Origin of the sequence: Verrucosispora sioxanthis (genome assembly GCF_010560025.1) — a bacterium.
GTDB lineage: Bacteria > Actinomycetota > Actinomycetes > Mycobacteriales > Micromonosporaceae > Micromonospora > Micromonospora palythoicola.
This window is the reverse complement of sequence record NZ_SAIY01000001.1, coordinates 779,303-803,825: the sequence shown is the minus strand read 5'-3', so window position 1 is coordinate 803,825 and position 24,523 is coordinate 779,303. Positions and strand designations below refer to the sequence as shown.

General features: G+C 71.9%; 23 protein-coding genes. 14 read left to right on the top strand and 9 right to left on the bottom strand.

The genetic code is table 11. The features are described 5' to 3' along the window. Positions 1–67 precede the first annotated feature (67 nt). Positions 68–1,231, top strand: coding sequence for an alkaline phosphatase PhoX (locus ENC19_RS03695; protein WP_164445694.1), 1,164 nt, complete (start codon positions 68–70; stop codon positions 1,229–1,231). Here ENC19_RS03695 and ENC19_RS03690 read toward each other — a convergent pair. Further along, the gene (locus ENC19_RS03690; RefSeq protein ID WP_164445693.1) at positions 1,201–2,043 is read right to left on the bottom strand and encodes a YhjD/YihY/BrkB family envelope integrity protein; all 843 of its coding nucleotides are present in this window, start codon (positions 2,041–2,043) and stop codon (positions 1,201–1,203) included. The two genes, ENC19_RS03695 and ENC19_RS03690, sit on opposite strands and share 31 nt — an antisense overlap. A gap of 220 nt (positions 2,044–2,263) precedes the next feature. Between ENC19_RS03690 and ENC19_RS03685 the strand changes: the two genes are divergently transcribed. Further along, complete coding sequence (locus tag ENC19_RS03685) at positions 2,264–3,964, top strand: hypothetical protein (RefSeq protein ID WP_164445692.1); 1,701 nt, start codon at positions 2,264–2,266, stop codon at positions 3,962–3,964. Positions 3,965–4,089: 125 nt separating this feature from the next. On the opposite strand, the gene ENC19_RS03680 is transcribed toward ENC19_RS03685, so the two are convergent. Together ENC19_RS03680 and ENC19_RS29825 are read right to left on the bottom strand one after the other, a co-directional pair. Further along, positions 4,090–4,371: a type II toxin-antitoxin system RelE family toxin gene (locus tag ENC19_RS03680; RefSeq protein WP_164445691.1), complete on the bottom strand. Its 282-nt coding sequence runs from the start codon at positions 4,369–4,371 to the stop codon at positions 4,090–4,092. Continuing rightward, positions 4,368–4,637: a type II toxin-antitoxin system prevent-host-death family antitoxin gene (locus tag ENC19_RS29825; RefSeq protein WP_164445690.1), complete on the bottom strand. Its 270-nt coding sequence runs from the start codon at positions 4,635–4,637 to the stop codon at positions 4,368–4,370. The genes ENC19_RS03680 and ENC19_RS29825 overlap by 4 nt, the downstream gene beginning before the upstream one ends. A 25-nt stretch (positions 4,638–4,662) precedes the next feature. Here ENC19_RS29825 and ENC19_RS03670 point away from each other — a divergent pair, with 25 nt between their 5' ends. From ENC19_RS03670 to ispG, 5 genes are all read left to right on the top strand, one after another. Continuing rightward, positions 4,663–5,118 (top strand): DUF5753 domain-containing protein, encoded by a 456-nt coding sequence (locus ENC19_RS03670; RefSeq protein ID WP_281604580.1) that lies wholly within the window; start codon positions 4,663–4,665, stop codon positions 5,116–5,118. 283 nt (positions 5,119–5,401) lie between these two features. After that, positions 5,402–5,977 carry a Uma2 family endonuclease gene (locus tag ENC19_RS03665; RefSeq protein WP_164445689.1) on the top strand — a complete coding sequence of 192 codons (576 nt, stop codon included), beginning with the start codon at positions 5,402–5,404 and terminating at the stop codon, positions 5,975–5,977. 194 nt (positions 5,978–6,171) lie between these two features. Beyond that, positions 6,172–7,383 carry a 1-deoxy-D-xylulose-5-phosphate reductoisomerase gene (gene dxr, locus ENC19_RS03660; RefSeq protein WP_164445688.1) on the top strand — a complete coding sequence of 404 codons (1,212 nt, stop codon included), beginning with the start codon at positions 6,172–6,174 and terminating at the stop codon, positions 7,381–7,383. Next, complete coding sequence (locus ENC19_RS03655) at positions 7,383–8,633, top strand: M50 family metallopeptidase (RefSeq protein WP_164445687.1); 1,251 nt, start codon at positions 7,383–7,385, stop codon at positions 8,631–8,633. Before dxr ends, ENC19_RS03655 begins: the two co-directional genes overlap by 1 nt. A 9-nt stretch (positions 8,634–8,642) precedes the next feature. Further along, positions 8,643–9,815: a flavodoxin-dependent (E)-4-hydroxy-3-methylbut-2-enyl-diphosphate synthase gene (gene ispG, locus ENC19_RS03650; protein ID WP_164445686.1), complete on the top strand. Its 1,173-nt coding sequence runs from the start codon at positions 8,643–8,645 to the stop codon at positions 9,813–9,815. 94 nt (positions 9,816–9,909) lie between these two features. Here the strand turns inward: ispG and ENC19_RS03645 are convergent, their stop codons facing one another. Continuing rightward, a complete protein-coding gene (locus ENC19_RS03645) occupies positions 9,910–10,485 on the bottom strand; it encodes a PadR family transcriptional regulator (RefSeq protein WP_164445685.1) in 576 nt (191 codons plus the stop codon). A gap of 244 nt (positions 10,486–10,729) precedes the next feature. Between ENC19_RS03645 and ENC19_RS03640 the strand changes: the two genes are divergently transcribed. Both ENC19_RS03640 and ENC19_RS03635 read left to right on the top strand, forming a co-directional pair. Continuing rightward, positions 10,730–11,569: a GNAT family N-acetyltransferase gene (locus tag ENC19_RS03640; RefSeq protein ID WP_164445684.1), complete on the top strand. Its 840-nt coding sequence runs from the start codon at positions 10,730–10,732 to the stop codon at positions 11,567–11,569. Between the two features lie 119 nt (positions 11,570–11,688). Continuing rightward, positions 11,689–15,447, top strand: coding sequence for an ATP-binding cassette domain-containing protein (locus ENC19_RS03635; RefSeq protein ID WP_164445683.1), 3,759 nt, complete (start codon positions 11,689–11,691; stop codon positions 15,445–15,447). 66 nt (positions 15,448–15,513) lie between these two features. Here ENC19_RS03635 and ENC19_RS30855 read toward each other — a convergent pair whose 3' ends face one another. The 4 genes from ENC19_RS30855 to ENC19_RS03620 are packed head-to-tail and all read right to left on the bottom strand — an operon-like array spanning position 15,514 to position 18,286. After that, positions 15,514–15,699, bottom strand: a complete 186-nt coding sequence (locus ENC19_RS30855) for an oxidoreductase (RefSeq protein ID WP_328824136.1) — start codon at positions 15,697–15,699, stop codon at positions 15,514–15,516. Beyond that, on the bottom strand, positions 15,675–16,580 hold the full coding sequence (locus ENC19_RS03630; RefSeq protein WP_268967961.1) for an NADH:flavin oxidoreductase/NADH oxidase: 906 nt from the start codon (positions 16,578–16,580) through the stop codon (positions 15,675–15,677). Before ENC19_RS03630 ends, ENC19_RS30855 begins: the two co-directional genes overlap by 25 nt. A 28-nt stretch (positions 16,581–16,608) precedes the next feature. Next, positions 16,609–17,331, bottom strand: a complete 723-nt coding sequence (locus tag ENC19_RS03625; protein ID WP_164445682.1) for a DUF998 domain-containing protein — start codon at positions 17,329–17,331, stop codon at positions 16,609–16,611. Continuing rightward, positions 17,324–18,286 (bottom strand): glutathione S-transferase family protein, encoded by a 963-nt coding sequence (locus ENC19_RS03620; protein ID WP_164445681.1) that lies wholly within the window; start codon positions 18,284–18,286, stop codon positions 17,324–17,326. Before ENC19_RS03620 ends, ENC19_RS03625 begins: the two co-directional genes overlap by 8 nt. A 108-nt stretch (positions 18,287–18,394) precedes the next feature. Here ENC19_RS03620 and pcaF point away from each other — a divergent pair, with 108 nt between their 5' ends. From pcaF to ENC19_RS03600, 4 genes are all read left to right on the top strand, one after another. Beyond that, a complete protein-coding gene (pcaF, locus tag ENC19_RS03615) occupies positions 18,395–19,597 on the top strand; it encodes a 3-oxoadipyl-CoA thiolase (RefSeq protein WP_164445680.1) in 1,203 nt (400 codons plus the stop codon). A 116-nt stretch (positions 19,598–19,713) separates the two neighbouring features. After that, a complete protein-coding gene (locus ENC19_RS03610; protein ID WP_164445679.1) occupies positions 19,714–20,532 on the top strand; it encodes an SAM-dependent methyltransferase in 819 nt (272 codons plus the stop codon). A 4-nt stretch (positions 20,533–20,536) separates the two neighbouring features. Beyond that, a complete protein-coding gene (locus tag ENC19_RS03605) occupies positions 20,537–22,690 on the top strand; it encodes a putative bifunctional diguanylate cyclase/phosphodiesterase (protein WP_164445678.1) in 2,154 nt (717 codons plus the stop codon). Positions 22,691–22,764: 74 nt separating this feature from the next. Continuing rightward, positions 22,765–23,265: a DUF456 domain-containing protein gene (locus tag ENC19_RS03600; protein WP_164445677.1), complete on the top strand. Its 501-nt coding sequence runs from the start codon at positions 22,765–22,767 to the stop codon at positions 23,263–23,265. Between the two features lie 218 nt (positions 23,266–23,483). Here ENC19_RS03600 and ENC19_RS03595 read toward each other — a convergent pair whose 3' ends face one another. Further along, positions 23,484–24,146 (bottom strand): Crp/Fnr family transcriptional regulator, encoded by a 663-nt coding sequence (locus tag ENC19_RS03595; protein ID WP_164445676.1) that lies wholly within the window; start codon positions 24,144–24,146, stop codon positions 23,484–23,486. A 59-nt stretch (positions 24,147–24,205) separates the two neighbouring features. Between ENC19_RS03595 and ENC19_RS03590 the strand changes: the two genes are divergently transcribed. After that, positions 24,206–24,514 (top strand): YciI family protein, encoded by a 309-nt coding sequence (locus ENC19_RS03590; protein ID WP_164445675.1) that lies wholly within the window; start codon positions 24,206–24,208, stop codon positions 24,512–24,514. Positions 24,515–24,523: the final 9 nt, after the last annotated feature.

The following is a 24,523-nucleotide window of genomic DNA, read 5'->3' as shown; positions in this document are numbered from 1 at the left end:
TTGTCGATGGGGTGGGGGACCTAGCGTCGGTGGGGCCCGCCCCCGCCACCCCTGGGAGGTTCCCCTGATGGATCGTCGTACCGTGCTGCGTGCCACCGTCGTCGGTGGTGCCGCCTTCTCGGGCAGCCTCTGGGCCGGTGCCGCGCTGGCCGCACCCGCCCAACCAGGCCCCGGCCCGTACGGGGGCCTGCTGGCCGCCGACGCCAACGGCATCCACCTGCCCGCCGGCTTCAGCAGCCGGGTCATCGCCCGCTCGGGTCAGCGGGTCGCCGGCACCTCGTACGTCTGGCACTGGGCGCCGGACGGTGGTGCCTGTTTCCCGGCCGGTGACGGTTGGATCTACGTCTCGAACTCGGAGGTGCCGCTGATCGGTGGGGCCTCCGCGGTGCGCTTCCGCGCCGACGGGTCGATCGCCACCGCGTACCGCATCCTCGGCGGCACCAACGTGAACTGCGCCGGTGGGGCCACCCCGTGGGGTACCTGGCTGTCCTGCGAGGAGGTGCCGCTGGGGCGGGTCTTCGAGACCTGGCCCGACGGCAGCCGCAGCGCCGAGGAGCGCACCCGGATGGGCCGGTTCACCCACGAGGCGGCGGCCTGCGACCCGGACCGGCGGGTGATCTACCTGACCGAGGACGAGAGCGACGGCTGCTTCTACCGCTTCGTCCCCGACACCTGGGGTGATCTGCGCACCGGTCAGGTGCAGGTGCTGTGCGCCCCGGCCAACGCCACCTCCGGCCCGGTGACCTGGCAGAACATTCCGGACCGCGACGGCTTCCCGATCCCGACCCGGTGGCAGGTCGGCGCGGCGAAGCACTTCGACGGTGGCGAGGGCTGCTGGTACGACCGGGGCATCTGCTGGTTCACCACCAAGGGCGACAACCGGGTGTGGGCGTACGACGCGGTCAACCAGCGCATCGACCTGGCGTACGACGACTCGCTGGTGCCGGCCGGCACCGCGCCGCTGACCGGCGTCGACAACATCACCGGTACCGCGGGCGGGGACCTCTACGTGGCCGAGGACGGCGGCAACATGGAGGTCTGCGTGATCACTCCGGCCGGCGTGGTCGCCCCGTTCCTGCGGATCAACGGCCAGTCCTCCTCGGAGATCACCGGCCCCGCGTTCAGCCCTGACGGCTCCCGCCTCTACTTCTCCTCCCAGCGCGGCACCAGCGGCAACTCGACCGGCTCCGGCGGCATCACCTACGAGGTCACCGGCCCCTTCCGCCGCTGACGCCAGGCGGACAGGGCCAGGGTGGCGGAGTAGCCGGCCAGCACGATCACGTGGAACAGGTAGAGCCAGAGCAGGATCGCCACGGCGGCACCCACCTCGTCGAGCCCACCGAAGGGCACGCCCAGGTCGAGTGGTAACGAGGCGAAGAGCACGAAACCGTGCAGGAAGCCGGACAGGTTCGCCGCGGTGAAGGAGCCCATCCCCAGCGTGGCGAGCCAGTCCGGCGAGGCCGGGCCGACCACCCGGAACACCCACATCAGCACCGGCGTGAGCACCAGCCACACCGCCAGGAACGACAGCACCACCCCTAGCGCGCCGGCCCAGCCGCCACGCCGGACCAGCCCGGTGGTGGTCGGCAGGGCCAGCAGGATCGACAGCAACAGCGCCGGGGCCGGTGCCAGCAGCGGCAGCAGCAGCAACCGGCCCCGCCAGCCGACGAGGTGTTCGTCGGAGCGGGGCGCGGCGACCGACACGAACGCCCGGCGCAGCCCCTCGCCGTACAGCGACGCCGGCAGCAGTGCGGCCAGCGCCAGCCACGGCGTCAGGCCGACCCCGGCCTCGACCAGCGCGGCCACCGCGTGTGGCGCACCGATCGCGTCCGGCAGCGCCTCCACGGCGTACCCGGTGAGCCGTCGCACCTGGGACGCCCCGACCAGCAGCGAGGTCAGCCAGATCGCCAGCAGGGCCACCGGCACCACGGCGATCGCCCCGTAGAACGTGATCGAGGCGGCGTGCAGCGACAGATCCCGACCACGGACGGGGCGGAAAGCCCCCGTGGTGATCCGCTTAGTCCGCTCCCACGCACCGCCCATCGCGCTCCAGTTCCCCGTGATCCGCTTCGGCAACCGTCCTGTTGTCCGCGTTGCTGGACGAGCGCCAGGGGTGCCCGCGACGTGCTGGACAGATCGGCATGGATGCGGCTTTGAGGCTCGGGCGAGGCTGGAGTGTTATCAGCAGGGTCGACCGTGAAGGCGCAGGCGCTCGCAGCATCACGGGGGAAGCATGGACGGGTCACCGCAGCATCGACCAGGCGTGGAACGCTCGGGCGGTGGGTCGATCGACAGCTTCCTGACCTGGCTGATCCATCCGGTGACGGTGGCGGCCACCGCGCTGCTGATCCTCAACGACCAGGTGCTCAAGGCGGCCTATCCCGGCTGGTTGACGGGAAAGCTCAGCGACGTCGCCGGGCTGGTGATGGCACCACCGCTGCTGGCCGTCTTACCGGTGCTGCTGGTGGCCGGGTGCGGTCGACTGCCGGTGCGGCGGCGTACGGTCAGGGGTGCTGGTCCCAGGTCTGGCCACAGGATGGGCGACCTGCTGGCGGCCGGCTCGGTCCTCGTTGTCGGGATGGGGTTCGCGGCGGTGAAGGCCACTCCGGAGGGGGCGGCCACGGCGTCCGCGGTGTGGAGCGTGGTGAACGGACCGTCGGTGATCCTGGCCGACGGCACGGACCTGCTGGCGTTGCCAGCGCTGGGGCTGGCCTGGTGGACGTGGCGCTCGGCGGTGGCCCGCCCGAGCCCGGCACGTTGGCTGCGGATGGTGGCGGTGCTTGTGGTGTTGCCGATCGCCGGGCTGGGCGTCGCGGCCACCTCCGCTCCCCGGTACGACGACGCTGTCGCGTTGTACGAGTGGCGGGACGTCGCCGTGGCCGGCATCGGCAACGCCTATCACGATTCCCGGGAGCCCTACACCTGGTGGATCGGCGCGGACGACGGACCGACGTTCTCGGAGCTGCCGGAGGGCGGCTACGAGCTGTTCTCCAAGCAGCCGCCACCGGCCGCGTCGGGGGAGGACTGTTCGGCGCGGGATCCGGGGCACTGCTTCCGGATCGTGCCGCGCCGCCTGGCGGTGCAGGAGAGCCGGGACGGTGGGGCCAACTGGCGCGTCGCCTGGCAGGTCGACGAGGACGCCCGGCAGCGACTGGCAACGGCGATACCCGGTATGCGTGACGTGGCGGAGTACCTGTCGTCCCGCGCGTTGCTGGTCCGGGATCAGCCGGACGGTGGAGTGGTCGTGCTGGTGGCGAACGGCCGGGACGGTTTCGTCCGCCGCGACACCGCCGGCCGCTGGGAGCGCATCGGTTTCGGCACGCTTGCCGGTGACAGCTTCCGGCACCAGCAACCCGCGACACCGATCCCGGATGTCGCGGAGGCGACCGTCACCGTCGGCTGGCGGGTCGCCGTTCCGCTGTCGGTCGCGGTGGGAAGCCTGGTGGTGCTTGCCGGCTGTGCCACATTGCTGGCGCGGCGGTACGGCTGGTTCGTGATTCCAATCGCCGCTGTCGGTGGCGCGCTCGGCCTCGTGGCGCTCGGCGTGTACGTCCCCTACGCATTGCGTGGCGCGAACTCGGACGACGCGGTGGGATCGGTTCTCGTGGTGGCGCTGATCGTGGGCATGACGGCGGTGCCGGCGGGCGTCGCGGTGCTCGTCGCCAACGTCACGGAGCCGTCGCAGGCCGTGGCCGGCCGGATCTGCGTCGCGGGCACCCTCGCTGGGGCGATGGTGCCACTGCCGTTGCTGCTGCGTCTGCTGACCGGTTGGCCTCCGCAACGTGCGGCGGTGGTCGCCGTGCCGATCGTCGCGGTGGTTGTGATGGTTGTCGGCGTCGTGTGGGCCATCCGCTGCGCCGTACGCCGGGTGCCGAGGCGAGGATCCTCATCGGCGGGCACACCGCCGTGGACGCCACCCGACCCACCGTGGCCGAAGACCGATGACGCACCGCGTACCGCCTGATCGGGTACTCGACGGCCCGTCATCCGACGACCTTTGCCTTGCCACGCTGTCAGGACGGTACCGCGTGCCGACTGCGTATTGACGGATGAGGCTCGGGTCGTGGCACTCGGGGCGGGCCGCGTGCCTCAGAGCAGGTCGTAGACGTCGCTGCGGTGCCCGAGGTGGACTACGAGCACGATCAGCTCCTGGTCCCGGACGGTGTAGATGATGCGGTATGCACCGACGCGGATGCGGAAGAGGTTGGAGTGGCCGGTCAGGGCTTTGACGCCGGCTGGGCGAGGTTCGGTGGCTAGATTCGCGATGGCGGTGACGAGGCGGGCCTGCACGGGGCGGTCGAGCTTGCGCAGCAGCTTGGCGGCGGCTCGGTCGACCTGGACGGTGTAGGCGGGTGGAGTCGGGCTGGTCACAAGCCGAGCTCATCGCGTAGGTCGGCCAGCGGTATCGGGGTGTCGCCGGCGTCAATGCGGGTCAGGGCCTCGCGGGCGGCGGCGACATCGCCGGCGTCTTCGGCGCGCTCGATGGCCTCGGCGACCTCGGCCGGGACGATGGCGGCCAGGCGTTGCCCCCGACGGGTGACGTAGGTGATCCTCCCGGCGTAGTGCGCGCGGGAGACGACGTCCGCGAGGCTGTCGCGGGCGTCTGAGATCGGGAGTTCGGCTGCGGGCTCACTCACGGTTCCGATTGTACAACTCGTACGAATCGTACGGACGGAAGTAGCTCACAAGATCGTGAACTGGGCCCGGCGGTGGGCGCAACGGCTATTGGTGCGGGCAGTCCCCCGAGCGCCCCACTACGACGTCATCCTCAGCGAGGCGGTGCTACGTCGACCGCTGCGTGATCGGCTCGCGATGGCTCGGCAACTCGAAGCCTTGGTGATGGCCAGCCGCCAACCCAACGTCAAGTTCCGGGTGCTTCCCTTGGCGGCTGGCCTATTCCGCTGGGCAGAAACGGGCACCTCCACCGTGCTCGACTTCCCCACGCACGTGCGGGAGCCGGAGCCGACCACCGTCTACAAGGACGGTCCGTGCGGCGCGGCCTACCTTGACAAGCCGCACGAGATCCAGACCTACGAGGAGGCCTGGCATTCGCTCGGCGAGCGGGCGCTCGATGTCGATGACTCCCGTGAGCTGATCACGGCAATCGCAAGGAGATGACCCATGAGACGTGACGGAGTGTGGCGCACGTCGTCCCGGCTGGACCCCGGTTGGTCGCCGCCAGCCGCGCGGGCCGCTTCGACACCCGCCCCTGAACTGACGTGACCGCAAGCTGTGGGTGCGTTTCTTGCTGTCCCGACGACAAGAAACGTACCCACAGTCGGCGGCCTGGTCGACGTCGTTCGCCCCGGCTGTGTCGGACAGGTTGTGCGATGGCGTGCGGTGCGGGCTGCGCTGGCTAGGCTGAGTTGAGCAAGATGTTCCGCTGAGGGGGTGAGCCCGGATGGCCCAGGCTGCGTACGCGCCCGAGCCCGCGCCGGACGCTGGTGCCGGCGACCGGCCCGCCGGGCCGTCGTTCGACGTGCTGCGGTGGCACGACGAGCCGTGGACCGCCCAGCTCGCCCTCGACCTGTTGCCGGAGACCAACGGCCCCAAGGTTGAGGTGCTGAGCGGAAGCGTGATCGTGACACCCCACGCCGGATATGACCACCAGGATGCCGAGCTCGACCTCGCGTACCTGTTGAAGCAGGCGGCCCGGAAGGCCAAGCTGTGGCTCTACGCGGAGGCGAACGTCGTCTCCGGCCAGGATCTGTTCATCCCCGACCTCGTCGTGCTGCGTGTTCCCGGCGGGGGGCGCACGACCATGGACATCAGGCATGCCGTTCTGCTTGGCGAGGTCGTGTCGCCCGGCAATCGGCGTAAGGACATCATCGATCGTCCGCGCGAGTACGGTACGGCCGGCGTACCCTTCTTCCTCCGGGTCGACCTGCGTAACCGAGTCCCCACCATCGCACTGTTCGAGCTGACCGACGGCGAGTACCGACGGTGGCCGCCGCTGCGGCCGGGAGCACCTTCGTGATGCGGGAGCCGTTCGAGTTCTCGGTCGATCCGGGCGACCTGCTCGGCGAGGAAGCTCCGTTGGAGGACGAAGATGCCCCGCTCGGGGAGAGCTGACGGTAGCTGCTTCCTGTCAGCACGGGGGCCCTGCTCTACCGGAGGCGTTGACAAGGTGCCCTTCCCTGCACGCAGCGGCGGTGGGGAAGAATGGGCGGTGTGACGTCCCCCCGTGATCTTGTGCTGCTGGGTTGTACCGGGTCGATCGGTACCCAGGCCATCGACATCGTGCGGCGTAACCCGGAGCGGTTCCGGGTGGTGGCGCTCGGTGCCGGTGGCGGCAACATCGGGCTGCTCGCCGCCCAGGCGCTCGAACTCGGTGTCGACGTGGTCGGGGTGGCCAAGGCGTCCGCCGCGCAGGATCTCCAGTTGGCGTTCTACGCCGAGGCGAGCCGGCGGGGCTGGGCGAGCGGCGAGTTCAAGCTGCCCAAGATCGTGGCCGGGCCGGAGGCGATGACCGAGCTGGCGCAGTGGCCGTGTGACGTCGTACTCAACGGGGTGGTGGGGTCGCTCGGGCTCGCGCCGACGCTGGCCGCGCTGCGCGCCGGGCGTACGCTCGCGCTGGCCAACAAGGAGTCGCTGGTGGCCGGCGGCTCGTTGGTCAAGGGCGCGGTGACGCGGCCGGAGCAGATCGTCCCGGTGGATTCGGAGCACTCGGCGCTGGCCCAGTGCCTGCGCGGCGGCACCCGGGGTGAGGTACGCCGGCTGGTGGTGACCGCCAGCGGTGGGCCGTTCCGGGGGCGGCGGCGCGACGAGTTGACGGCGGTCACGCCGGAGCAGGCGCTCGCCCACCCGACCTGGAACATGGGACCGGTCGTCACGATCAACTCGGCGACCATGGTCAACAAGGCGCTCGAGGTGATCGAGGCGCACGAGCTGTTCGACGTGCCGTACGCCGACATCACCGTGATGGTGCACCCCCAGTCGGTGATCCACTCGATGGTCGAGTTCGTCGACGGGTCGACGTTGGCGCAGGCCAGCCCGCCGGACATGCGGCTGCCGATCGCGCTGGGCCTCGGCTGGCCGGACCGGGTGCCCGAGGCGGCCGCCGCCGTCGACTGGACCACGGCGCACAGCTGGGAGTTCGCGCCGCTCGACGACGAGGCGTTCCCGGCGGTGGCGCTGGCCAAGGCGGCCGGCGAGGCGGGCCGGTGCCGGCCGGCGATCTACAACGCGGCCAACGAGGAGTGCGTGGCGGCGTTCGTCGCCGGGCGGTTGCCGTTCCTCGGCATCGTCGACACGTTGCAGCGCGTGTTGGAGGAGGCTCCCGATTTCGGCGAACCGGGTACCGTCGAGGACGTACTCGAAGCCGAGTCGTGGGCGCGCGCACACGCGCAGGAGATCATCGCTGCTGCGGTGGAAGGAGCTTGATGTCGTTCGCGTTCGGGGTGGTGCTGTTCGCCCTCGGCATTCTCGTCTCGGTGAGCCTGCACGAGGCCGGGCACATGCTCACCGCCAAGGCCTTCGGCATGAAGGTCACCCGCTACTTCGTCGGCTTCGGCCCCACCATCTTCTCGTTCAGGCGCGGCGAGACCGAGTACGGCCTCAAGGGCATCCCGCTCGGTGGCTTCTGCAAGATCGTCGGGATGACGCCGCAGGACGACGACGTCGAGCCCGGTGACGAGAAGCGGGCCATGTGGCGCTACCCGGTGTGGAAGCGCACCATCGTGATGTCCGCCGGGTCGGTCACCCACTTCGGGTTGGCGATCTTCGCGGCCTGGCTGGCCGCGATGACCTTCGGCCTGCCCAACCCGGACCGCCCGACCACCGAGGCGCAGATCCGTGCCGAGCCCGCCGTGATCGCCCTCCAGGACTGCGTCCTGCCGGACACCACCTACCGCGAGTGCACCCCGAGCGACGCCGCCAGCCCGGCCGCCGCCGCCGGGCTCCGCGACGGCGACCGGATCACCTCGTTCAACGGCACCCCGATCACCAACTACGGCGACCTGCTCACCGTCCTGCGGACCGCCAGCCCGGGTGCCACCGCCACTATCGGCTACGAGCGCGACGGCCAGACCGGCACCGTCGAGACCGTGCTGGGCACCACCAAGCGCCCCCCGATCGACAACCCCGACGGGCCGGTCACCGACGTTCCCGCGCTCGGCATCGGGCTGATCATCAGCACCCCCGGCCTGGTCACCTACGGCCCGGTGGAGGCGGTCGGCGCGACCAGTTCCTTCATCGGCGACATGGCGGTGGCCACCGCGCAGGCGTTGCAGCGGCTGCCGGAGAAGATCCCCGCGCTGTGGACCGCCATCACCGGCGGCGAACGGGACATCGACACCCCGATCAGCGTGGTCGGGGCCAGCGTCCTCGGTGGCGAGGCGGTGGCCAACAACGCCTGGGAAATCTTCGTCATGCTGTTCATCTCGCTGAACTTCTTCATCGGGGTGTTCAACCTGCTGCCGCTGCTGCCGCTGGACGGCGGCCACATCGCCATCGCCTGGTTCGAACGAGCCCGCTCCTGGGTGTACGCGCGGCTGCGCAAGCCCGACCCGGGCCGGGTGGACTACTTCAAGCTGATGCCCTTCACGTACGTGGTGATTCTGATCGGTGGGGTGTTCACCCTGCTCACCATCACCGCGGACGTGGTCAACCCGATCTCCCTCTTCCCAAAGTGAGTGCCTGAAGTGACCGCTGTCAGTCTTGGTATGCCGCCCGTACCGCCGCCGCCGCTCGCGCCCCGCCGGGCCAGCCGCCAGATCATGGTCGGGTCCGTGCCGGTCGGCGGTGGCGCGCCGGTGTCGGTGCAGTCGATGACCACCACGTTGACCGCTGACGTGAACGCCACGTTGCAGCAGATCGCGGAGTTGACGGCGTCCGGGTGCCAGATCGTGCGGGTGGCGGTGCCGAGCCAGGACGACGTGGAGGCGCTGCCGGCGATCGCCCGCAAGTCGCAGATCCCGGTGATCGCCGACATCCACTTCCAGCCGAAGTACGTCTTCGCCGCGATCGACGCCGGGTGCGCGGCGGTGCGGGTCAACCCGGGCAACATCCGGCAGTTCGACGACAAGGTCAAGGAGATCGCGGCAGCGGCCTCCGCCGCCGGTACGCCGATCCGGATCGGGGTCAACGCCGGCTCGTTGGACAAGCGGCTGCTGGCCAAGTACGGCAGGGCGACGGCGGAGGCGCTTGTCGAGTCGGCGCTGTGGGAGTGCTCGCTGTTCGAGGAGCACGGCTTCCGGGACATCAAGATCTCGGTCAAGCACAACGACCCGGTGGTGATGATCCGGGCGTACCGGCAGCTCGCCGAGCAGTGCGACTACCCGCTGCACCTGGGGGTGACCGAGGCCGGGCCGGCGTTCCAGGGCACCATCAAGTCGGCGGTCGCCTTCGGCGCGCTGCTGGCCGAGGGGATCGGCGACACCATCCGGGTGTCGCTGTCCGCGCCGCCGGTCGAGGAGATCAAGGTCGGCAACCAGATCCTGGAGTCGCTCGGGCTGCGCGAGCGTGGCCTGGAGATCGTCTCCTGCCCGTCCTGTGGTCGGGCCCAGGTGGATGTCTACAAGCTGGCCGAGGAGGTCACCGCCGGCCTGGAAGGGCTGCCGGTGCCGCTGCGGGTCGCCGTGATGGGCTGCGTGGTGAACGGTCCCGGTGAGGCCCGCGAGGCTGACCTGGGCGTGGCCTCCGGCAACGGCAAGGGGCAGATCTTCGTCAAGGGCCAGGTCATCAAGACCGTACCCGAGGGGCAGATCGTGGAGACCCTGATCGAGGAGGCGCTGCGGCTCGCCGACGAGATGGGCGCCGAGCTGCCCGAGGAACTACGCGACATGATTCCCGGCGCCACCGTCACCGTGCACTGACGAACGCGGGCGGCACGAACGCGGGCGGCGCGGGCGAGGCGGGACGTACGAGGGCGGGCACCCACTGGGTGGCCGCCCTCGACGCGTACCGGGGTCACTCGGATTCGGCGAGGATCGCGTACAGCTTGCGGCGGGTCTCGTCGAGCACCTGGGCGGCCCGTTCCCGCTGGTCGTCGGTGCCCGTCATCATCACCTGGCGCAGCGCCTGCATCGCCTGCATGCCGGCGTGCCGAATGTCGTGCCAGCTGTTGATGGTGTCCTCGGCGACCTCCGCCCACGGTGGCGTCTGGGCCGCCTCGTCGGCCTCGGCGCGGCCCTGCTCGGTGAGGGTGAACCGCTTGCGACCACCGCCGGATTCCTCGGTGGCGGCGATGACGCCCTCGTCCTCCAGCAACTGGAGGGTCGGGTAGATCGAACCGGGACTGGGTCGCCAGCTCCCGCCGGTGCGGGAGTCGATTTCCTGGATCATCTCGTAGCCGTGCATCGGCCGCTCGGTGAGCAGGGCCAGCACCGCGTTGCGGACGTTCGGTCGGCGCCCCCGCCCCCGTCCGCGACCGCCCCGGCCGTGCCCGAACCCATGCCCGCCCGGCGGAAACGGCGGCCCCGGCGGGAACCCGAACCCCCGCATCCGCCCTTCGTGCACGCCATGCCCACGTCGATGCAACCTCATGAGCTTCTCCTTCTCCTGAAACTATTACTGATGCATCAACGATATATCGCCAACACAACGCCGACAACTCACCTTCACCTCAGCCCGCCCGGGTTCCGCCTTGTTGACCAAGAAGTTCGCGTCGTGACTCGCCTCCGAGATTGGCGAAAACGTCTTGATCAACGCGGGTGGGGTGGGTGGGGGTGGGTTGGGGTGGGGTTGGTGTCTGCCGACGGAAGGTGAAGGGATCTGGCAGGCTGTAACCGTGCTGACGGCGCCGGTGCGGCAGATCGGGGAATCGGAACGGCGCGCGGTCGAGCGGTTGCTCGACCTCGACCCGTTCGCGAGCGCGCAGGTCGCGGAGCGGGTCGCCGCGCGCGGGCTGGCCTGGTGGCGGGCCGAGGGCCGGGTGCTGGGGTACGGCTCCCGCCGGCACCTCGAATCGGTCTGCTGGCTCGGCGGCAACCTCACCCCGGTGCTGGCCGGCCCGCAGGCCATCGCGGCCTTCGCCGACCTGCTGGCCGGCGAGGAACGGCTCTGTTCCTCGATCGTCGGGCGGGCCGACGCCGTCCTGCAACTGTGGGAGCGGCTCTCCGACACCTGGGGACCGGCCCGCGACGTACGCGCCAACCAGCCGTTGCTGGTCACCGACGCGCCGCCCCCGGTCCCGGTCGACCCGCAGGTGCGCCGGGTGCGCAGCGGCGAACTCGACCGGCTCTTCCCGGCCGCGGTGGCGATGTACACCGAGGAGGTCGGCGTCTCCCCACTCGCCGAGGACGGCGGGCGCGGGTATCGGCGCCGGGTCACCGACATGATCCGCTCCGGCCGGGCGTACGCCCGCTTCGTCGACGGCCGGGTGGTGTTCAAGGCCGAACTGGCGGTCGTCACCCGGCGCACCGCGCAGGTCCAGGGGGTGTGGGTGGCACCCGAGTGGCGGGGACGCGGCATCGCCACCGCCGCGATGGCCGCGGTGGTCGCCGACGCGCTGAACCGGGTCGCCCCGACGGTCAGCCTCTACGTCAACGACTTCAACCTGCCCGCCCGACGGGTCTACGAGCGCTGCGGCTTCCGTCCGGTCGGCACCCTGGCGACCGTGCTGTTCTGAGCTGGCCCGCCGGCTGACGGAGATCCTCGTCACGCCCCGCCACCGGCGAAAATGCGTTGAGTCAGGCGGCCGGGCGAAGCAGGCTGGAAACTCCGCCACCAGACCGGAGGAACCGACGCATGCGCCTGCTCCGTGATCTGTGGGTCACCTCCGCGCGCCGGATGACCCTGGTGGTCGTCCTGATCCTGCTCGGCGGCATCGGCCAGGCGGCCACCGCCGCGCTCGCCGGGCCGGTGCTGCTGCACCGCTCCGTCGGGTTCTTCGTGCTGCTGTCGGTGGCGCTTGTCGCGGCGGTCGTCAGCGACCTGGTGGTGAGCCTGGTGATGGCCGGCGTGACCGCCGACTGGTCCGCCGACCTGCGCCGTCGTCTGTGCCGGGTGGCGCTGGGACAGCCCGTGCCCGCCCTGGAGACGACCCCGGTCGGTGAGATGCTGGACCGGATCGACGGCGACGTGTACGACGTCGCCTCGGGCGTGCGTGGCCCCGGCGTCCGGCTGGCCCAGGCGCTGGCCGTCGGCCTGCTGTCCACGCTCGTCGCGCTCACCGTCTGGTGGCCGGCCGGGCTCGGCATGCTGCTGCTCTGCGTCCTGCTCGCGTACACCCTGCGGCGTCCCGCCGCCCGGATCGCCCCGGCCCGGATGCACGAGGAAGCGGCCTGGTCGGACCTCGCGGCCGTGATGGAGGAGTCGATCCACGGCCAGGACGACGTACGCACCAGCCTGGCCCGGCCGTACGTGCTGCGCCTGTACGCCGGCCGGGCGGCCGAGGTGCTGCGCCGTGGACTGCGGGTGTGGCAGATGTCGGCGCAGGTCAACACCGTCGCGGCCGGGGTGGCCCGGGCCGGGGTGGCGCTGGTCGTGCTCGGTGGGGTGTGGGCGTTGACCACCGGCCGGGTCGATGCCGCCCGGATCACCGCGATCTGGCTGCTCGCACTCTCCCTCGGCATGACCGTCGAACACGTCAGCCGGATGGTGCCGGAGGTGCAGTACGCACTCGGCGCGTGGGGGCGGGTCCAACTGCTCTCGGCCGCCCCGCAGGAACCCAGCGGCGGTGCCGCCCCCAGCGACGGCGACCTGGTCATCCGCGACCTGACCTACCGCTACCCGAGCACCGGGCCGGACGCCGATCGCGGCCCCGCACTGCGTGACGTCGACCTGACCTTCGTACGGGGCCGCTCGTACGCCCTGGTCGGCCGCACCGGGTCGGGCAAGTCCACGCTGGCCAAGCTGCTCACCCGGGCGGTCGACGTGCCAGCGGGGACGGTCCTGCTCGCCGGGCGCGACGTGCTCGACCTCGACGTGGAGCAACTGCGCCAGTGGGTCGCCGTGGTGCCGCAACGTACCGAGATCCTCGCCGGCACGCTCGCCGAGAACGTGGCGCTGTTCGACCCCGAGCTGCTCGACGCCGCCGCCCGGGCCCTCGACGAGTTGGGGCTGGCCAACTGGATCGCCGAGCTGCCGGCCGGCCTGGACACCCGCCTCGGCGACGGCGGCCACGTGCTCTCGGCCGGTCAGGAGCAGTTGGTCGCCTTCGCCCGGATCCTGGTCCGTGACCCGCACGTGGTGATCCTCGACGAGGCCACCGCCCGGCTCGACCCGGTCACCGAGACCCGGGTGCAGCAGGCCACCGAGCGGCTGCTGCGCGACCGGATCGGCATCGTCATCGCCCACCGGTTGTCGTCGGTGAGCCGCTGCGACGAGGTGGTGGTACTGGCCGACGGTGCCGTGGTCGAGGCCGCCCCGCTGGCCGAGTCGCGGCGCTTCGCCGAGCTGCTGGCGGCCGGTCACCAGGGCGGGCACGGTGTCGACGTGGCAACCGAGCTGCTGCCGGAGCCGGCGGCGGACCGGATCTGGGCGGAGCCGGCGCTCGTCGGTGCCAACCCGGCCGCCGCCACACCAGCCGGCACGTTCAGCCCGGCGGCCGCGATCAGCGCGCCCGTGGTGGCCCGCCCGGCCGCCGCGCGTGGCGCCGACGTGCTGCTGCCCGGCGGTGGCGAGACCGGCGACGGCACGGACTCGCCACCGCCGGACGATGTTGAGCTGCCCGCCCGGCACGACGTAGAGGCAGGTCTACCGGTGGGCGATCCCGCGCCGGTCGTCGGGCCGGAGCCGGTCGACCCGGCGGAGGGGCGACAGGTCGGCGGGCGTGAAACCGGCGCCGGTGCCACGGACGCGGCGACCGAAGCCGACCGGCGACCGGCCTCCCGGGGACGGACCCTGCGGGAGATCGCCCGGCTCTGCCTCAACGACCCCCGGTACGGCGCGGCGGCGGTGGGCATCTTCGCCGTGCTGGCGATCCTCGGCCTGGACGGGCCGGTGCTCGCCTGGCTCTGGGCCGACGTGGTCGACGGCACCGGCGACCCCTGGCTGCCCGCCGTCGGTATCGCGGCCGGGCTGATCCTCGCCATCCCGGCGCACTACTGGACCCACCTGTGGTTCCCCGCCTGGTGGGTACGGCAGATGCTGCGGATCAGCGCCCGCCTGGTGTACGGCCAGACCGGCCCGCGCCGGGTCAGCCGGCACACCCCCGCCGAGGTGGTGGCCCAGGGCGGCGACACCGAGCGGGTCGTCCAACTCGCCGACAACGTGCTCGACCAGACCGTCGGCCTGATCCTGCTGGTCGCCATGACCCTGATCACCGGCAGCGTGGTACCGGGACTGTTCTTCCTCGGCACGATGGTGCTCTCCGGGTTGGCCGCCACGGCGTTCGGCCCGAGACTGGAGCGGGCGGCGCGGGACACCGTCGCCGCGCGGGCGGCCTTCGCCACCGCCCTGGTCTCCACGCTGTCCGCGGCCCGCACGGTGAAGCTGGCCGGGGCCACCCGACCGGTGCTGACCCACCTGGCCAACCTCGACACCGTACGCAGCGAACGGCAGCGCCGGGAGATCGCCGTGCAGGTCTGGGCACGCTCCACGCCGGCGGTGGCCAGTGGGCTGTTCCCGATCGGCGTGTGGGCGTTGTTCCTGACCGGTCGGCTTTCCGCCGGGGCGGCGCTGGTCGCGGTCGCCACGCTGGGCGCGGCCCGCTGGTTCGCCTGGACCACCGCCTCACTGATCTCCCAGGTGCCGTCGGCGCGGGTGTGGACCCGACGGACGGCGGAGATGACCGGGATCGAGGCGTACTCGGCGCGGGTGCCCGGGGTGGACCTGGCCGCCGGCACCGCCCCCGCCCCGACGGTGCCACCGCGTACCCCGCTGCGGCGGCTGGAACTGGTCGGCTTCGGCGTCCGGCACACCGATGGCACCACCGCCGTGCGCGACGTGGACCTGACCGTGGCCCGCGGGCAGCTGGTCCTCGTGGTCGGGCCGGTCGGCTCGGGCAAGTCGTCGCTGCTGCGGGCCCTCGCCGGCATCGCCCCGCACACCGGGCTGCTGACCTGGAACGGCGAGCCGGTGACCGAGCCGGAGCTGTTCCTGCGTCCCAACCAGGTCGGCTACGTCGGTCAGTTGCCCCGGGTGCTCTCCGGCACGGTCGCGGACAACATCACCCTCGGGCATCAGGTGGACGCCGCACACGCGGTCAGCACCGCCCAGCTCGACCACGACCTGGCCGCCACCGGCAGCGGGCTCGGCCTGCTCATCGGGCACAAGGGCACCCGGTTGTCCGGTGGGCAGCTGCAACGGCTGGCGCTGGCCCGGGCGCTGGCGCCGCGTACCGAACTGCTGGTGGCCGACGACGTCTCCTCCGCGCTGGACGTCACCACCGAGCTGGCGCTGTGGCAGGCACTGCGGGACCGGGGAGTGACAGTGGTCGGCTCCACCTCGAAGCGGGCCGCGCTGGTGCGGGCCGACCACGTGGTGGTGCTCATCGCCGGCACGGTGGCCGCCCAGGGTCCGTGGCGTGACCTGGACCGACGCTGGGGTCACCTGGCCGGCTGAGAGCGGGTCTGAGATCAGCGCGGGTCCGGCTGCCCTCGGTCGTCACCGGGCAGCCGGACCCGCCGGTCAGGCCGCCCGCAGGTACGGGGCCGGCCAGTTGGGCGCGGCGCCCAGCTTGGCGGCCGCCTGGTGCGGCCAGTACGGATTGCGCAGCAGTTCCCGGCCGAGCAGCACCAGGTCGGCCTCGCCGTCGGCGATGATCGCCTCGGCCTGCTCCGGTTCGACGATCAGGCCGACCGCGCCGGTCGGCACCTGCGCCCGCGGCGGACCTGAGCGGCCAGCGGCACCTGGTAGCCGCGCCCGACCGGGACCTTGGCGGATGGCGACGCCCCGCCGGAGGAGCAGTCGATCAGGTCCACCCCGGCGGCGGCGAGTTCGGCGGCGAGGGCCACGCTGTCCTCGACCGTCCAGCCGCCCGGCACCCAGTCGGTGGCCGAAATCCGGGCCAGTACCGGCACGTCCTCACCGACAGCGGCGCGCACCGCCCGAGCCACCTCCAGCGTCAGCCGCATCCGTCCGGCCCGGTCACCGCCCCAGCCGTCGGCCCGATTGTTGGTCAGCGGAGAGAGGAACTCGTGCAGCAGGTAGCCGTGTGCAGCGTGGATCTCCACGCCGGCGAAGCCGGCCGCCACCGCCCGCGTGGCGGACTCGGCGAATGCCGCGACGACATCGGCGATCCCGGCGTCGTCCAGGGCCGACGGCACCCGGTACTCCGGCACGAACGGTTCACCGGTGGGCCCGATCGGCGTCCAGCCGTCCTCGGCGTCCGGCACCCCACCCTGGCGCGGCTCCCACGGCCGGTACGTCGACGCCTTGAACCCGGCATGCGCGAGCTGCACCACGGGCACCGCGCCGTGCGCGGCCACGAGCCTGGTCACCGGCCGCCAGGCGTCGACGTGGCGCCCGGACCACAACCCGGTGTCCTGCGGACTGATCCGGCCCTCCGGCAGCACGGCGGTCGCCTCGGTCATCACCAGGCCCGCGCCACCGATCGCCCGGGTGCCGAGATGCACCAGGTGCCAGTCGGTGGGCAGGCCGTCGGGGCCAGCGCTGTACTGGCACATCGGTGCCAGCGCGATCCGGTTGGGCAGGGTGACCGTCCGCAGCGTCAGCGGCGTGAACAACGAACTCATTGCGCCATCCTCTCCCGGGGGCGCGACCTCAGCGCCGACGGCGAGCTGTGGGCTCGCGCACGGTCGGTGCCCGCTGGTCCTGCGCCGCCACCGCCGTGGGGTCGCGTACCGCCAACGCTCCGGCGGTGGCCAGGGCCCAGCCGACGACAACCGTCAGCAGCAGCCGCTCCAGCACCCCGACGAGCGGACTCCGGCCAACCAGCAGCATCGCCAAACCGACCGCGCCCGCGAGTGGCAGCGACACCGCTGCCGCGACGACGCCGGTGCGCCGCAGCCGGCGTCGCGCCACCGGCGAGAAGGCGACCGCCAGCATCGCGAAGACCACCGCCGCCGTCGCGGCGACACTGGCCGCACCGTGCACCAGATCCGCCACGGTGGCCCGTTCGAACGGCGGCAGTGGGCAGCCCGCGCTGCACGTCACCGCTCCGGACAGGACCGTGCACAGACTCGCCACCACGAGCAGCGTCACGGCGACCCGAAGTGCCGTGTCGCCGCAGTGCGGCGCACCGACCCGTACCGCGACGGCGAGCAGCAGCAGCGCCCCGGCCAGGGCGAACACTCCGATCCGGTACGTCCAGGCATAGTCGCTGTCGACGACACCGGCCTCACTCACGTACCCGGTCAGGCCCGGTCCTGGGCCAGCGACCACGGCGAGTGTCACCGCAGCCGCGCCAGCCAGGGCGCAGAGCGCGGCGACCAGCGCGGCGCCGCGTCGCACCGACCGTCGGACCGCTGCCGGCGGCTCAGCCACGCCCGTGCGGCGTCGTCCAGCCGTGCAGGTCCGGCCCGAGGGGGACGATGCCGGTCGGATTGATCTCGTGATGAGTGGCGTAGTAGTGCCGCTTGATGTGGTCGAAGTCGACGGTCTCCCCGAAACCGGGGGTCTGGAACAGGTCCCGGGCGTACGCCCACAGCACCGGCATCTCGGTGAGTTTCTGCCTGTTGCACTTGAAGTGTCCGTGATACGCCACGTCGAAGCGGACCAGCGTGGTGAACAGGCGCACGTCCGCCTCGCTGATCGAGTCACCCATCAGGTAACGCCGCCCGGCCAGCCGCTCCGACAGCGCGTCCAGCCGGACGAACAGCGCCTCGAACGCCTCGTCGTACGCCTGCTGGGAGGTGGCGAAACCGCATCGGTAGACGCCGTTGTTGACGTCCCGGTGGATCTCGGCCATCAGCGCGTCCATCTCCGGACGCAGCTCGACCGGGTAGAGGTCCGGCGCGCCGGGGGCGTGCAGCCGCCGCCACTCGGTGGACAGGTCCAGGGTCAGCTGCGGATAGTCGTTGGTGACCACTTGGCCGGTACGGGTGTCGACAAGCGCCGGCACGGTGACCCGGCCGGTGTAGTCCGGATCGGTGGCCAGGTACGCCTCGGAGAGGAAGCCGATGCCCAGCACCGGGTCGAAGCCGTCCGGGTCGAGGGCGAACCGCCAACCTCGGTCGTCGCGGATCGGGTCGACGGTGCCCAACGAGATGGCGTCGGTCAGCCCGAGCAGGTTACGCACGATCAGCGCTCGGTGCGCCCAGGGGCAGGCCCGGCACCAGATCAGCCGGTAGCGGCCCGGCTCCAGCGGCCAGCGGTCCTGCTCGTCCGGTCCGCCGCCCGGCGGTGCGGTCGAGTGCGGCGTCACCCGCCCGGTGAACCGGTTGGGTTGGCGGACGAACGCGCCGCCGCTGGTCTCCGCGCTGAACTGGGCCCGTGCCATGCCCACAACCTATCGGCACCCAGCGGGGATATCCTGGCCGTCGGTGAGTCGCCGTGGACCCGGTGGACGCACCCCTGACGACCTTCCCCCACCCCCGAAGGACTCGCGATGACCGTGGCATACCTGGTGGCCGGTGTCCGCACCCCGATCGGCCGGTACGCGGGCGCGCTGGCCGGCGTACGCCCCGACGATCTGGCCGCCCACGTGATCCGCGAGTTGGTCGCGCGGCATCCGTCGGTGGACTGGGCGCGTACCGACGACGTGGTGCTGGGCTGCGCGAACCAGGCCGGCGAGGACAACCGCAACGTGGCCCGGATGGCGGCGCTGCTCGGCGGGCTGCCCGAGCAGGTGCCCGGCAGCACGGTCAACCGGCTCTGCGGCTCCGGGCTGGACGCGCTGGCCACCGCCGCCCGGTCGATCGTCGCCGGTGAGGCGGACCTGGTCGTCGCGGGCGGGGTGGAGAGCATGAGCCGGGCGCCGTTCGTCATGCCGAAGGCCACCACTGCGTTCTCCCGATCCGCCGAGGTGTACGACACCACCATCGGTTGGCGGCTGGTGAACCCGCTGATGGAGCGGGGCTGGGGTATCGACTCGATGCCCGAGACGGCGGAGAACGTGGCCGCCGAGTACGGCGTGGACCGGGCGGCACAGGACGAGTTCGCGTACCGCTCGCAGTTGCGGGCCGCGAAGGCCCAGGCCGACGGCCGGCTGGGTGAGGAAATCGTGCCGGTGACCGTGCCGGCGGGCCGGCGGGAGACCCGGCTGGTCGAGGTCGACGAGCACCCCCGACAGACCTCGCTGGAGAAACTGGCGGCGCTGCCCACCCCGTTCCGCGACGGCGGCACGGTGACCGCCGGCAACTCCTCGGGCGTCAACGACGGCGCGGTGGCCCTGCTGGTCGCCTCGGAGGCGGCCGTCGCCGCGTACGGTCTGACGCCGCTGGCCCGGGTCACCGGCACGGCGGCGGCCGGTGTGCCGCCCCGGGTGATGGGCATCGGGCCGGTTCCGGCGACCCGGCGGCTGCTGGACCGGCAGGGGCTGGCGCTCGCCGACATCGACGTGATCGAGCTGAACGAGGCCTTCGCCGCCCAGTCAGTCGCGGTGCTGCGCGAACTCGGCCTGCCGGAGGACGCGGAGCATGTCAACCCCAATGGCGGCGCCATCGCCCTGGGACACCCGCTCGGCGCCAGTGGTGCCCGGCTGGCCCTCACCGCCGCCCTGGAACTGCGTCGACGCGGCGGGCGGCGGGCGTTGGCCACCATGTGCATCGGGGTGGGGCAGGGCATCGCGCTGCTGCTGGAGGCCGCCTGACCCGTCGGCACCGAACGGTGGATCAGGAAAAGAGCGTTGTGGATCTCCCCCCGCGCGACGGACCGGCCTAGAGTGGTCAGCATCACGATCCACGGCGACGACGTGAGGTGCAACCAGTGCAACAGCCGGACGGACTTCCCGCCGAGATCGACCTCTCCCGGCCCAGCGCGGCGCGGGTGTACGACTACTTCCTCGGCGGCGCCCACAACTTCGACATCGACCGGCAACTGGCCGACCAGATCGCGGCCATGACGCCGAACCTGCCGGCGACGATGCGGGCCGGGCGGGAGTTCCTTCGCCGGGCAGTGCACGCCCTGCTCGACGCCGGTATCGAACAGTTCCTGGACATCGGCTCCGGCATCCCCACCGTCGGCAACGTGCACGAGGTGGCCCAGGCCGCGAACCCGAAGGCCCGGGTGGTCTACGTCGACATCGACCCGGTCGCGGTGGCGCACAGTCGGGAACTGCTCGCCGGCAACGAGTCGACCGGCGTCATCCACGCCGACCTGCGGGATCCGGAACGGATCCTGGCCGAGGCGCGCAAACTCGACCTGCTCGACTTCGACCGGCCGCTGGGCATCCTGCTCGCCGGGGTGGTGCACTTCGTCCCGGACACCGACCGGCCCGGTGACATCCTGGCCACCCTGCGCGCGGCGACGGCCTCCGGCAGCTACCTGGTGATCTCCCACTCCACCTTCGAGGACCAGCCGCAGGAGATGCTCGACGCGCAGCGGCTGTCGGCGCGTACCGCCACCGAGATCACCCTCCGCTCGCGGGCCGAGATCACCGCATTCTTCGGCGACTGGACCATTGTGGAGCCCGGGGTGGTGCACATGGAGCTGTGGCGACCCGACTCGCCGTCCGAGGCCACCGCCGACGGGCAGCGCTTCGGTGCCTTCGGTGGTGTCGCCCGGAACGACCGGCCCGCCGGCTGATCCGATGGCCGCCGTGGGTGCCTCCGGCGGGGAAACCGTCGACCCGGCCGGCGCCCAGCGGTACGCCGCCGCCTGGACGCGGGCCGTACGCCGGCTCGGTTTCGTGCCGCTGAGCGCGGCCGAGACCGAGCGGCTGCTGCTCGGACACACCCTCCGACTGGCGGAGGTGCTGCTCTCCGCCGAGGAACCGGCAGCGGCGGCGGAGGAGGTCGGACGCTCACTCGTCGCCGCGCACCTCACCGAGCCGGGGGTGATCGAGTGGTCGATCCGTACGCTCGGTGAGCGGTTCCGGACCGAGGTCCTCGCCGTGGCCGGGCCGCCTGACCTCGACGAGCGGCTCGCGGTGATGCGGGGCGCGCTCGCGGCCGGCTTCGCCGGCGCGCTGCGGGAGCGGACCTTCGTCCAGCAGGAGGGGATCGCCCGCGCCATGTGGCAGGCGCGAGACGACGCCGAGCAGGCGTTGCGTGACAGCGAGGCCCGCTTCCGGGCGGTCTTCGACGGTGCGGCCATCGGCATCGGCATCGCCGCAGCCGACGGGACGATCATCGACGTCAACCACGCCTTCGCCGACATGCTCGGCTACCCCGTCGAGGAGTTGCGGCAGCTCAACGTGGCGTCGCTGTTCCACGCCGACGACGCGGCCGGCATGTGGGAGCTGTACCAGGAACTGATCGAGGGCAAGCACGACGCGGTCCGGGTCGAGAAGCGCTACTACCGCAAGGACGGCAGCGCCGTCTGGACCGACCTGGCCGTCTCACTGATCCGCCACGACGACGGCCGGCCCCGGTTCACCGTGGCCGTGGTCGAGGACATCACCGAACGGTACGAACTCCAGCAGCGATTGCGCTTCCAGGCGCTGCACGACCCGCTAACCGGCCTGCCGAACCGGACGCTGTTCTTCGACACGCTGGCCGGCCTGGTCGAGCAGCCCGACGCACCCGGTCGGGTCGGTGTCTGCTTCCTCGACCTGGACGGCTTCAAGGCGATAAACGACAGCCTCGGGCACGCCCTCGGCGACCGGCTGCTGGTGATGATCGCCCGACGGCTGGCCGACTGCGTGGCCGAGCAGGGTTACCTGGTCGCCCGGATGGGCGGTGACGAGTTCGTCATCCTGGTCGACGGGGTCACCGCCGTCCAGGACGTGATCGCCGTGGCCGAGTCGGCGCTGGCCGCCGTCGCCGCGCCGGTGTCCGTCGGCGACCAGCAGCTCGCGGTCTCGGCGAGCATCGGCATCGTCGACTCGGCGGTCGCCGGCACCAGCGTCGTGGAGCTGATGAAGGCCGCCGACGCCACGCTCTACTGGGCCAAGGCGGAGGGCCGGGACCGGTGGGCGGTGTACGACCCTGAGCGCAGCGCCCGGGACACCGCCCGGTCGGCGCTGGCCGCCGGGCTGCCGCTGGCCCTCGACCGGGGCGAGTTCGTGCTGCACTACCAGCCGATCGTGTCGCTGCTCGACGGCCGCATGCTGGCCGTCGAGGCGCTCGTCCGGTGGCAGCATCCGGAGCTCGGGCTGATCGGTCCCGACCGGTTCATCGGGCTCGCCGAGGAGACCGGCCTGATCGTCCGGCTCGGTGAGTGGGTGCTGCGGCAGGCGTGCCGCGACGCCCAGCGGTGGCACACCGAGTTCCCGGACGCCGGGCTGGTGGTGAGCGTCAACCTGGCCGCCCGCCAGGCCGACCGCCCGGCGATCGTTGACACCGTGGCCGACGCGCTGGCCAGCAGCGGACTGCCGGCGGAACTGCTGCAACTGGAGCTGACCGAGAGCGCGGTGATGGGGTCGGCGGGGGAGCCGCTGCGGACGCTGCACCGGCTCGCCGCGCTCGGCGTACGGCTGGCCGTGGACGACTTCGGCACCGGGTACTCGAATCTGGCCTACCTGCGCCGGTTGCCGATCACCTGCCTGAAGTTGGCGGGCCCGTTCGTCGAGGGGATCCGGGGCACCGAGCCGGACGACGCCGACCACCGCGACGAACGCATCGTCGACGCGCTGGTGCGGCTGGCCCACGCGTTGGAACTGTGGGTCACGGCGGAGGCGGTGGAGACCGAGGTACAGGCGGAACGGTTGCGGGCGTTGCGGTGCGACACCGCGCAGGGCCGGCTGTTCGGCCCACCGGGACCGGCGGAGGCGATCGTCGCCCGGCTCCGCGATCCGGAGTGAGGAAGGGCACCGGGTCGACGCCCGCGGTGGACAATGCCCTTCGCAACTGACGTGCCGAGCCAATGGGAGTCGACGTGAGCCTGACCGACACGGGTGCCGCGGTGTCGGTGATCACCGCGCTGGCCATCCTCGCCGGGCTGGCCGGGGTGGTGGTGCCCGGACTACCGGCGCTGCCGCTGTGCTGGGGCGGGGTACTGGTGTGGACCCTGTTCGGCGACGCCGGAGCCGGCCGGTGGCTGGTGCTCGCCGCGGCGACGCTTGTCGCCGTTGCCGGCACCGTCGTCAAGTACGCCTGGCCCGGCCGCAATCTCAAGCGGGCCGGGGTGCCCACCACGTCACTGCTCGCCGGTGCGGTGCTCGGCCTGGTCGGCTTCTTCGTGATCCCGGTGGTCGGGCTGGTCATCGGCTTCGTGGGCGGCATCTTCGCGATGGAGCGGCTGCGGCTCGGCGACACCCGACTCGCCTGGCCGGCGACGAAACAGGCGGTCGCCGCGGCGGGTCTGTCGATGCTTGTCGAGTTCCTCTCCGGCATGGTGATCGGTGCGCTGTGGGTGGCCGGCCTGGTGATGGCCTGACCGGTCGCGGCACCGGTGCTGACCGAAGCGGCGCGGGGCGGAGTCGGGGTATGGCGTGACGCCGTACCCGAGAGAGAGGTGACGCTTTCCCGCGCCGCCGCGGCGGCCGGGCCGTTCCGAGGGCCCGGTGGTCGGCCCGTCGCGATCGGGCCTGGTCACAGGCCTAAGGATGAGGCACACCCCGCCCGACCGGCAACGCAATTGCGACCCTGGCGCTCCTACCTGCCGTCCCTGTCGGTGAGGCGACTCGGGTCCAACACGATGATGGCGCCGGGCTCGACCCGGATGGCGCCCGCGCCGACGAGAACCTGTAGCGCGCGGTTGACGGTTACCCGGGACAGGCCGATCTCCTCGCCCAGTCCCTGCTGCGCCCCGGGCAGAATGATCCGGCTGCCCCGCGTACGCATGGATTCGGCGACCCAGGCGGCGACCCGCGTGACGGGCTGCGGCGCGGCGCGGCGGACCTGGGCCCGGCGTTCGCGGTTCACCTGGTCGGACAGGTGGCGTAGGACGTGGTCGCGGAGCGCCGGAACCTGGTCGATGAGATCTCGCAGGAGGCCCGCCGGTAGGAGGCGGATCCGGCAGGCGGTCGACGCGGTCCAGGTTGCCGTGTGCGATTCGCCGCCGAGTACGGCGGCCTTGTCGATCACGCATGGGCCGGTCACCGTCACGAATCGGACTCGCGAGCCGTGGCTGGTGTCATAGCCGGCCGAGAGCGTTCCGCGGATCACAACAACGAGGTGTCGGGCCGGCTCGCCGACGCGGGCGGCGGTGGCGCCCCGGGAAAGGTCGCGGGGCGGACACCTGGTGGCGAGCCACGCCAGGCGTGCCTCATCGAGCATCGAGAACAGCGGTACCGCCGCCAGTTCGACCTGGTCCATCTCGCGGAGCGTATCGCGGGATACAGCCGTACGACCGCCTGGTTCCTAGGCTCCTCGCCATGATCTGTGTGGAACTCTCCTTCACCGATGAACCTGCCCGGCTGGCGGCCCGGCCGGCCCACCGGAACCGGTTGCGGGCGCTGCACGAGCAGGGCGCACTGCTCCTCGCCGGCCCCTGGGACGGCGACTCCGGTGCGTTGCTGGTCTTCACCGGCGACCGGGCGGAGGTCGATCGGCTCATGGCCGACGATCCCTACTTCACGATCGCCGGCGTCGACGTTGTCGCGGTGCGCGGATGGCGACCGGTCATCGGTCCCGGACGGTTTGCCGGGGGAGTGGATGGGGGTACGGGCGGAGCGTCCTGTTGACGGTGATCG

Bases quoted from the DNA above. Each gene is read 5' to 3' on its own strand.
- ENC19_RS03695 (WP_164445694.1), top strand. From the start codon at position 68: ATGGATCGTCGTACCGTGCTGCGTGCCACCGTCGTCGGTGGTGCCGCC.
- ENC19_RS03690 (WP_164445693.1), bottom strand. From the start codon at position 2,043: ATGGGCGGTGCGTGGGAGCGGACTAAGCGGATCACCACGGGGGCTTTC.
- ENC19_RS03665 (WP_164445689.1), top strand. From the start codon at position 5,402: ATGGCCCAGGCTGCGTACGCGCCCGAGCCCGCGCCGGACGCTGGTGCC.
- ENC19_RS03655 (WP_164445687.1), top strand. From the start codon at position 7,383: ATGTCGTTCGCGTTCGGGGTGGTGCTGTTCGCCCTCGGCATTCTCGTC.
- ENC19_RS03645 (WP_164445685.1), bottom strand. From the start codon at position 10,485: ATGAGGTTGCATCGACGTGGGCATGGCGTGCACGAAGGGCGGATGCGG.
- ENC19_RS03635 (WP_164445683.1), top strand. From the start codon at position 11,689: ATGCGCCTGCTCCGTGATCTGTGGGTCACCTCCGCGCGCCGGATGACC.
- ENC19_RS03630 (WP_268967961.1), bottom strand. From the start codon at position 16,580: ATGAGTTCGTTGTTCACGCCGCTGACGCTGCGGACGGTCACCCTGCCC.
- ENC19_RS03620 (WP_164445681.1), bottom strand. From the start codon at position 18,286: ATGGCACGGGCCCAGTTCAGCGCGGAGACCAGCGGCGGCGCGTTCGTC.
- pcaF (WP_164445680.1), top strand. From the start codon at position 18,395: ATGACCGTGGCATACCTGGTGGCCGGTGTCCGCACCCCGATCGGCCGG.
- ENC19_RS03605 (WP_164445678.1), top strand. From the start codon at position 20,537: ATGGCCGCCGTGGGTGCCTCCGGCGGGGAAACCGTCGACCCGGCCGGC.
- ENC19_RS03595 (WP_164445676.1), bottom strand. From the start codon at position 24,146: ATGGACCAGGTCGAACTGGCGGCGGTACCGCTGTTCTCGATGCTCGAT.
- ENC19_RS03590 (WP_164445675.1), top strand. From the start codon at position 24,206: ATGATCTGTGTGGAACTCTCCTTCACCGATGAACCTGCCCGGCTGGCG.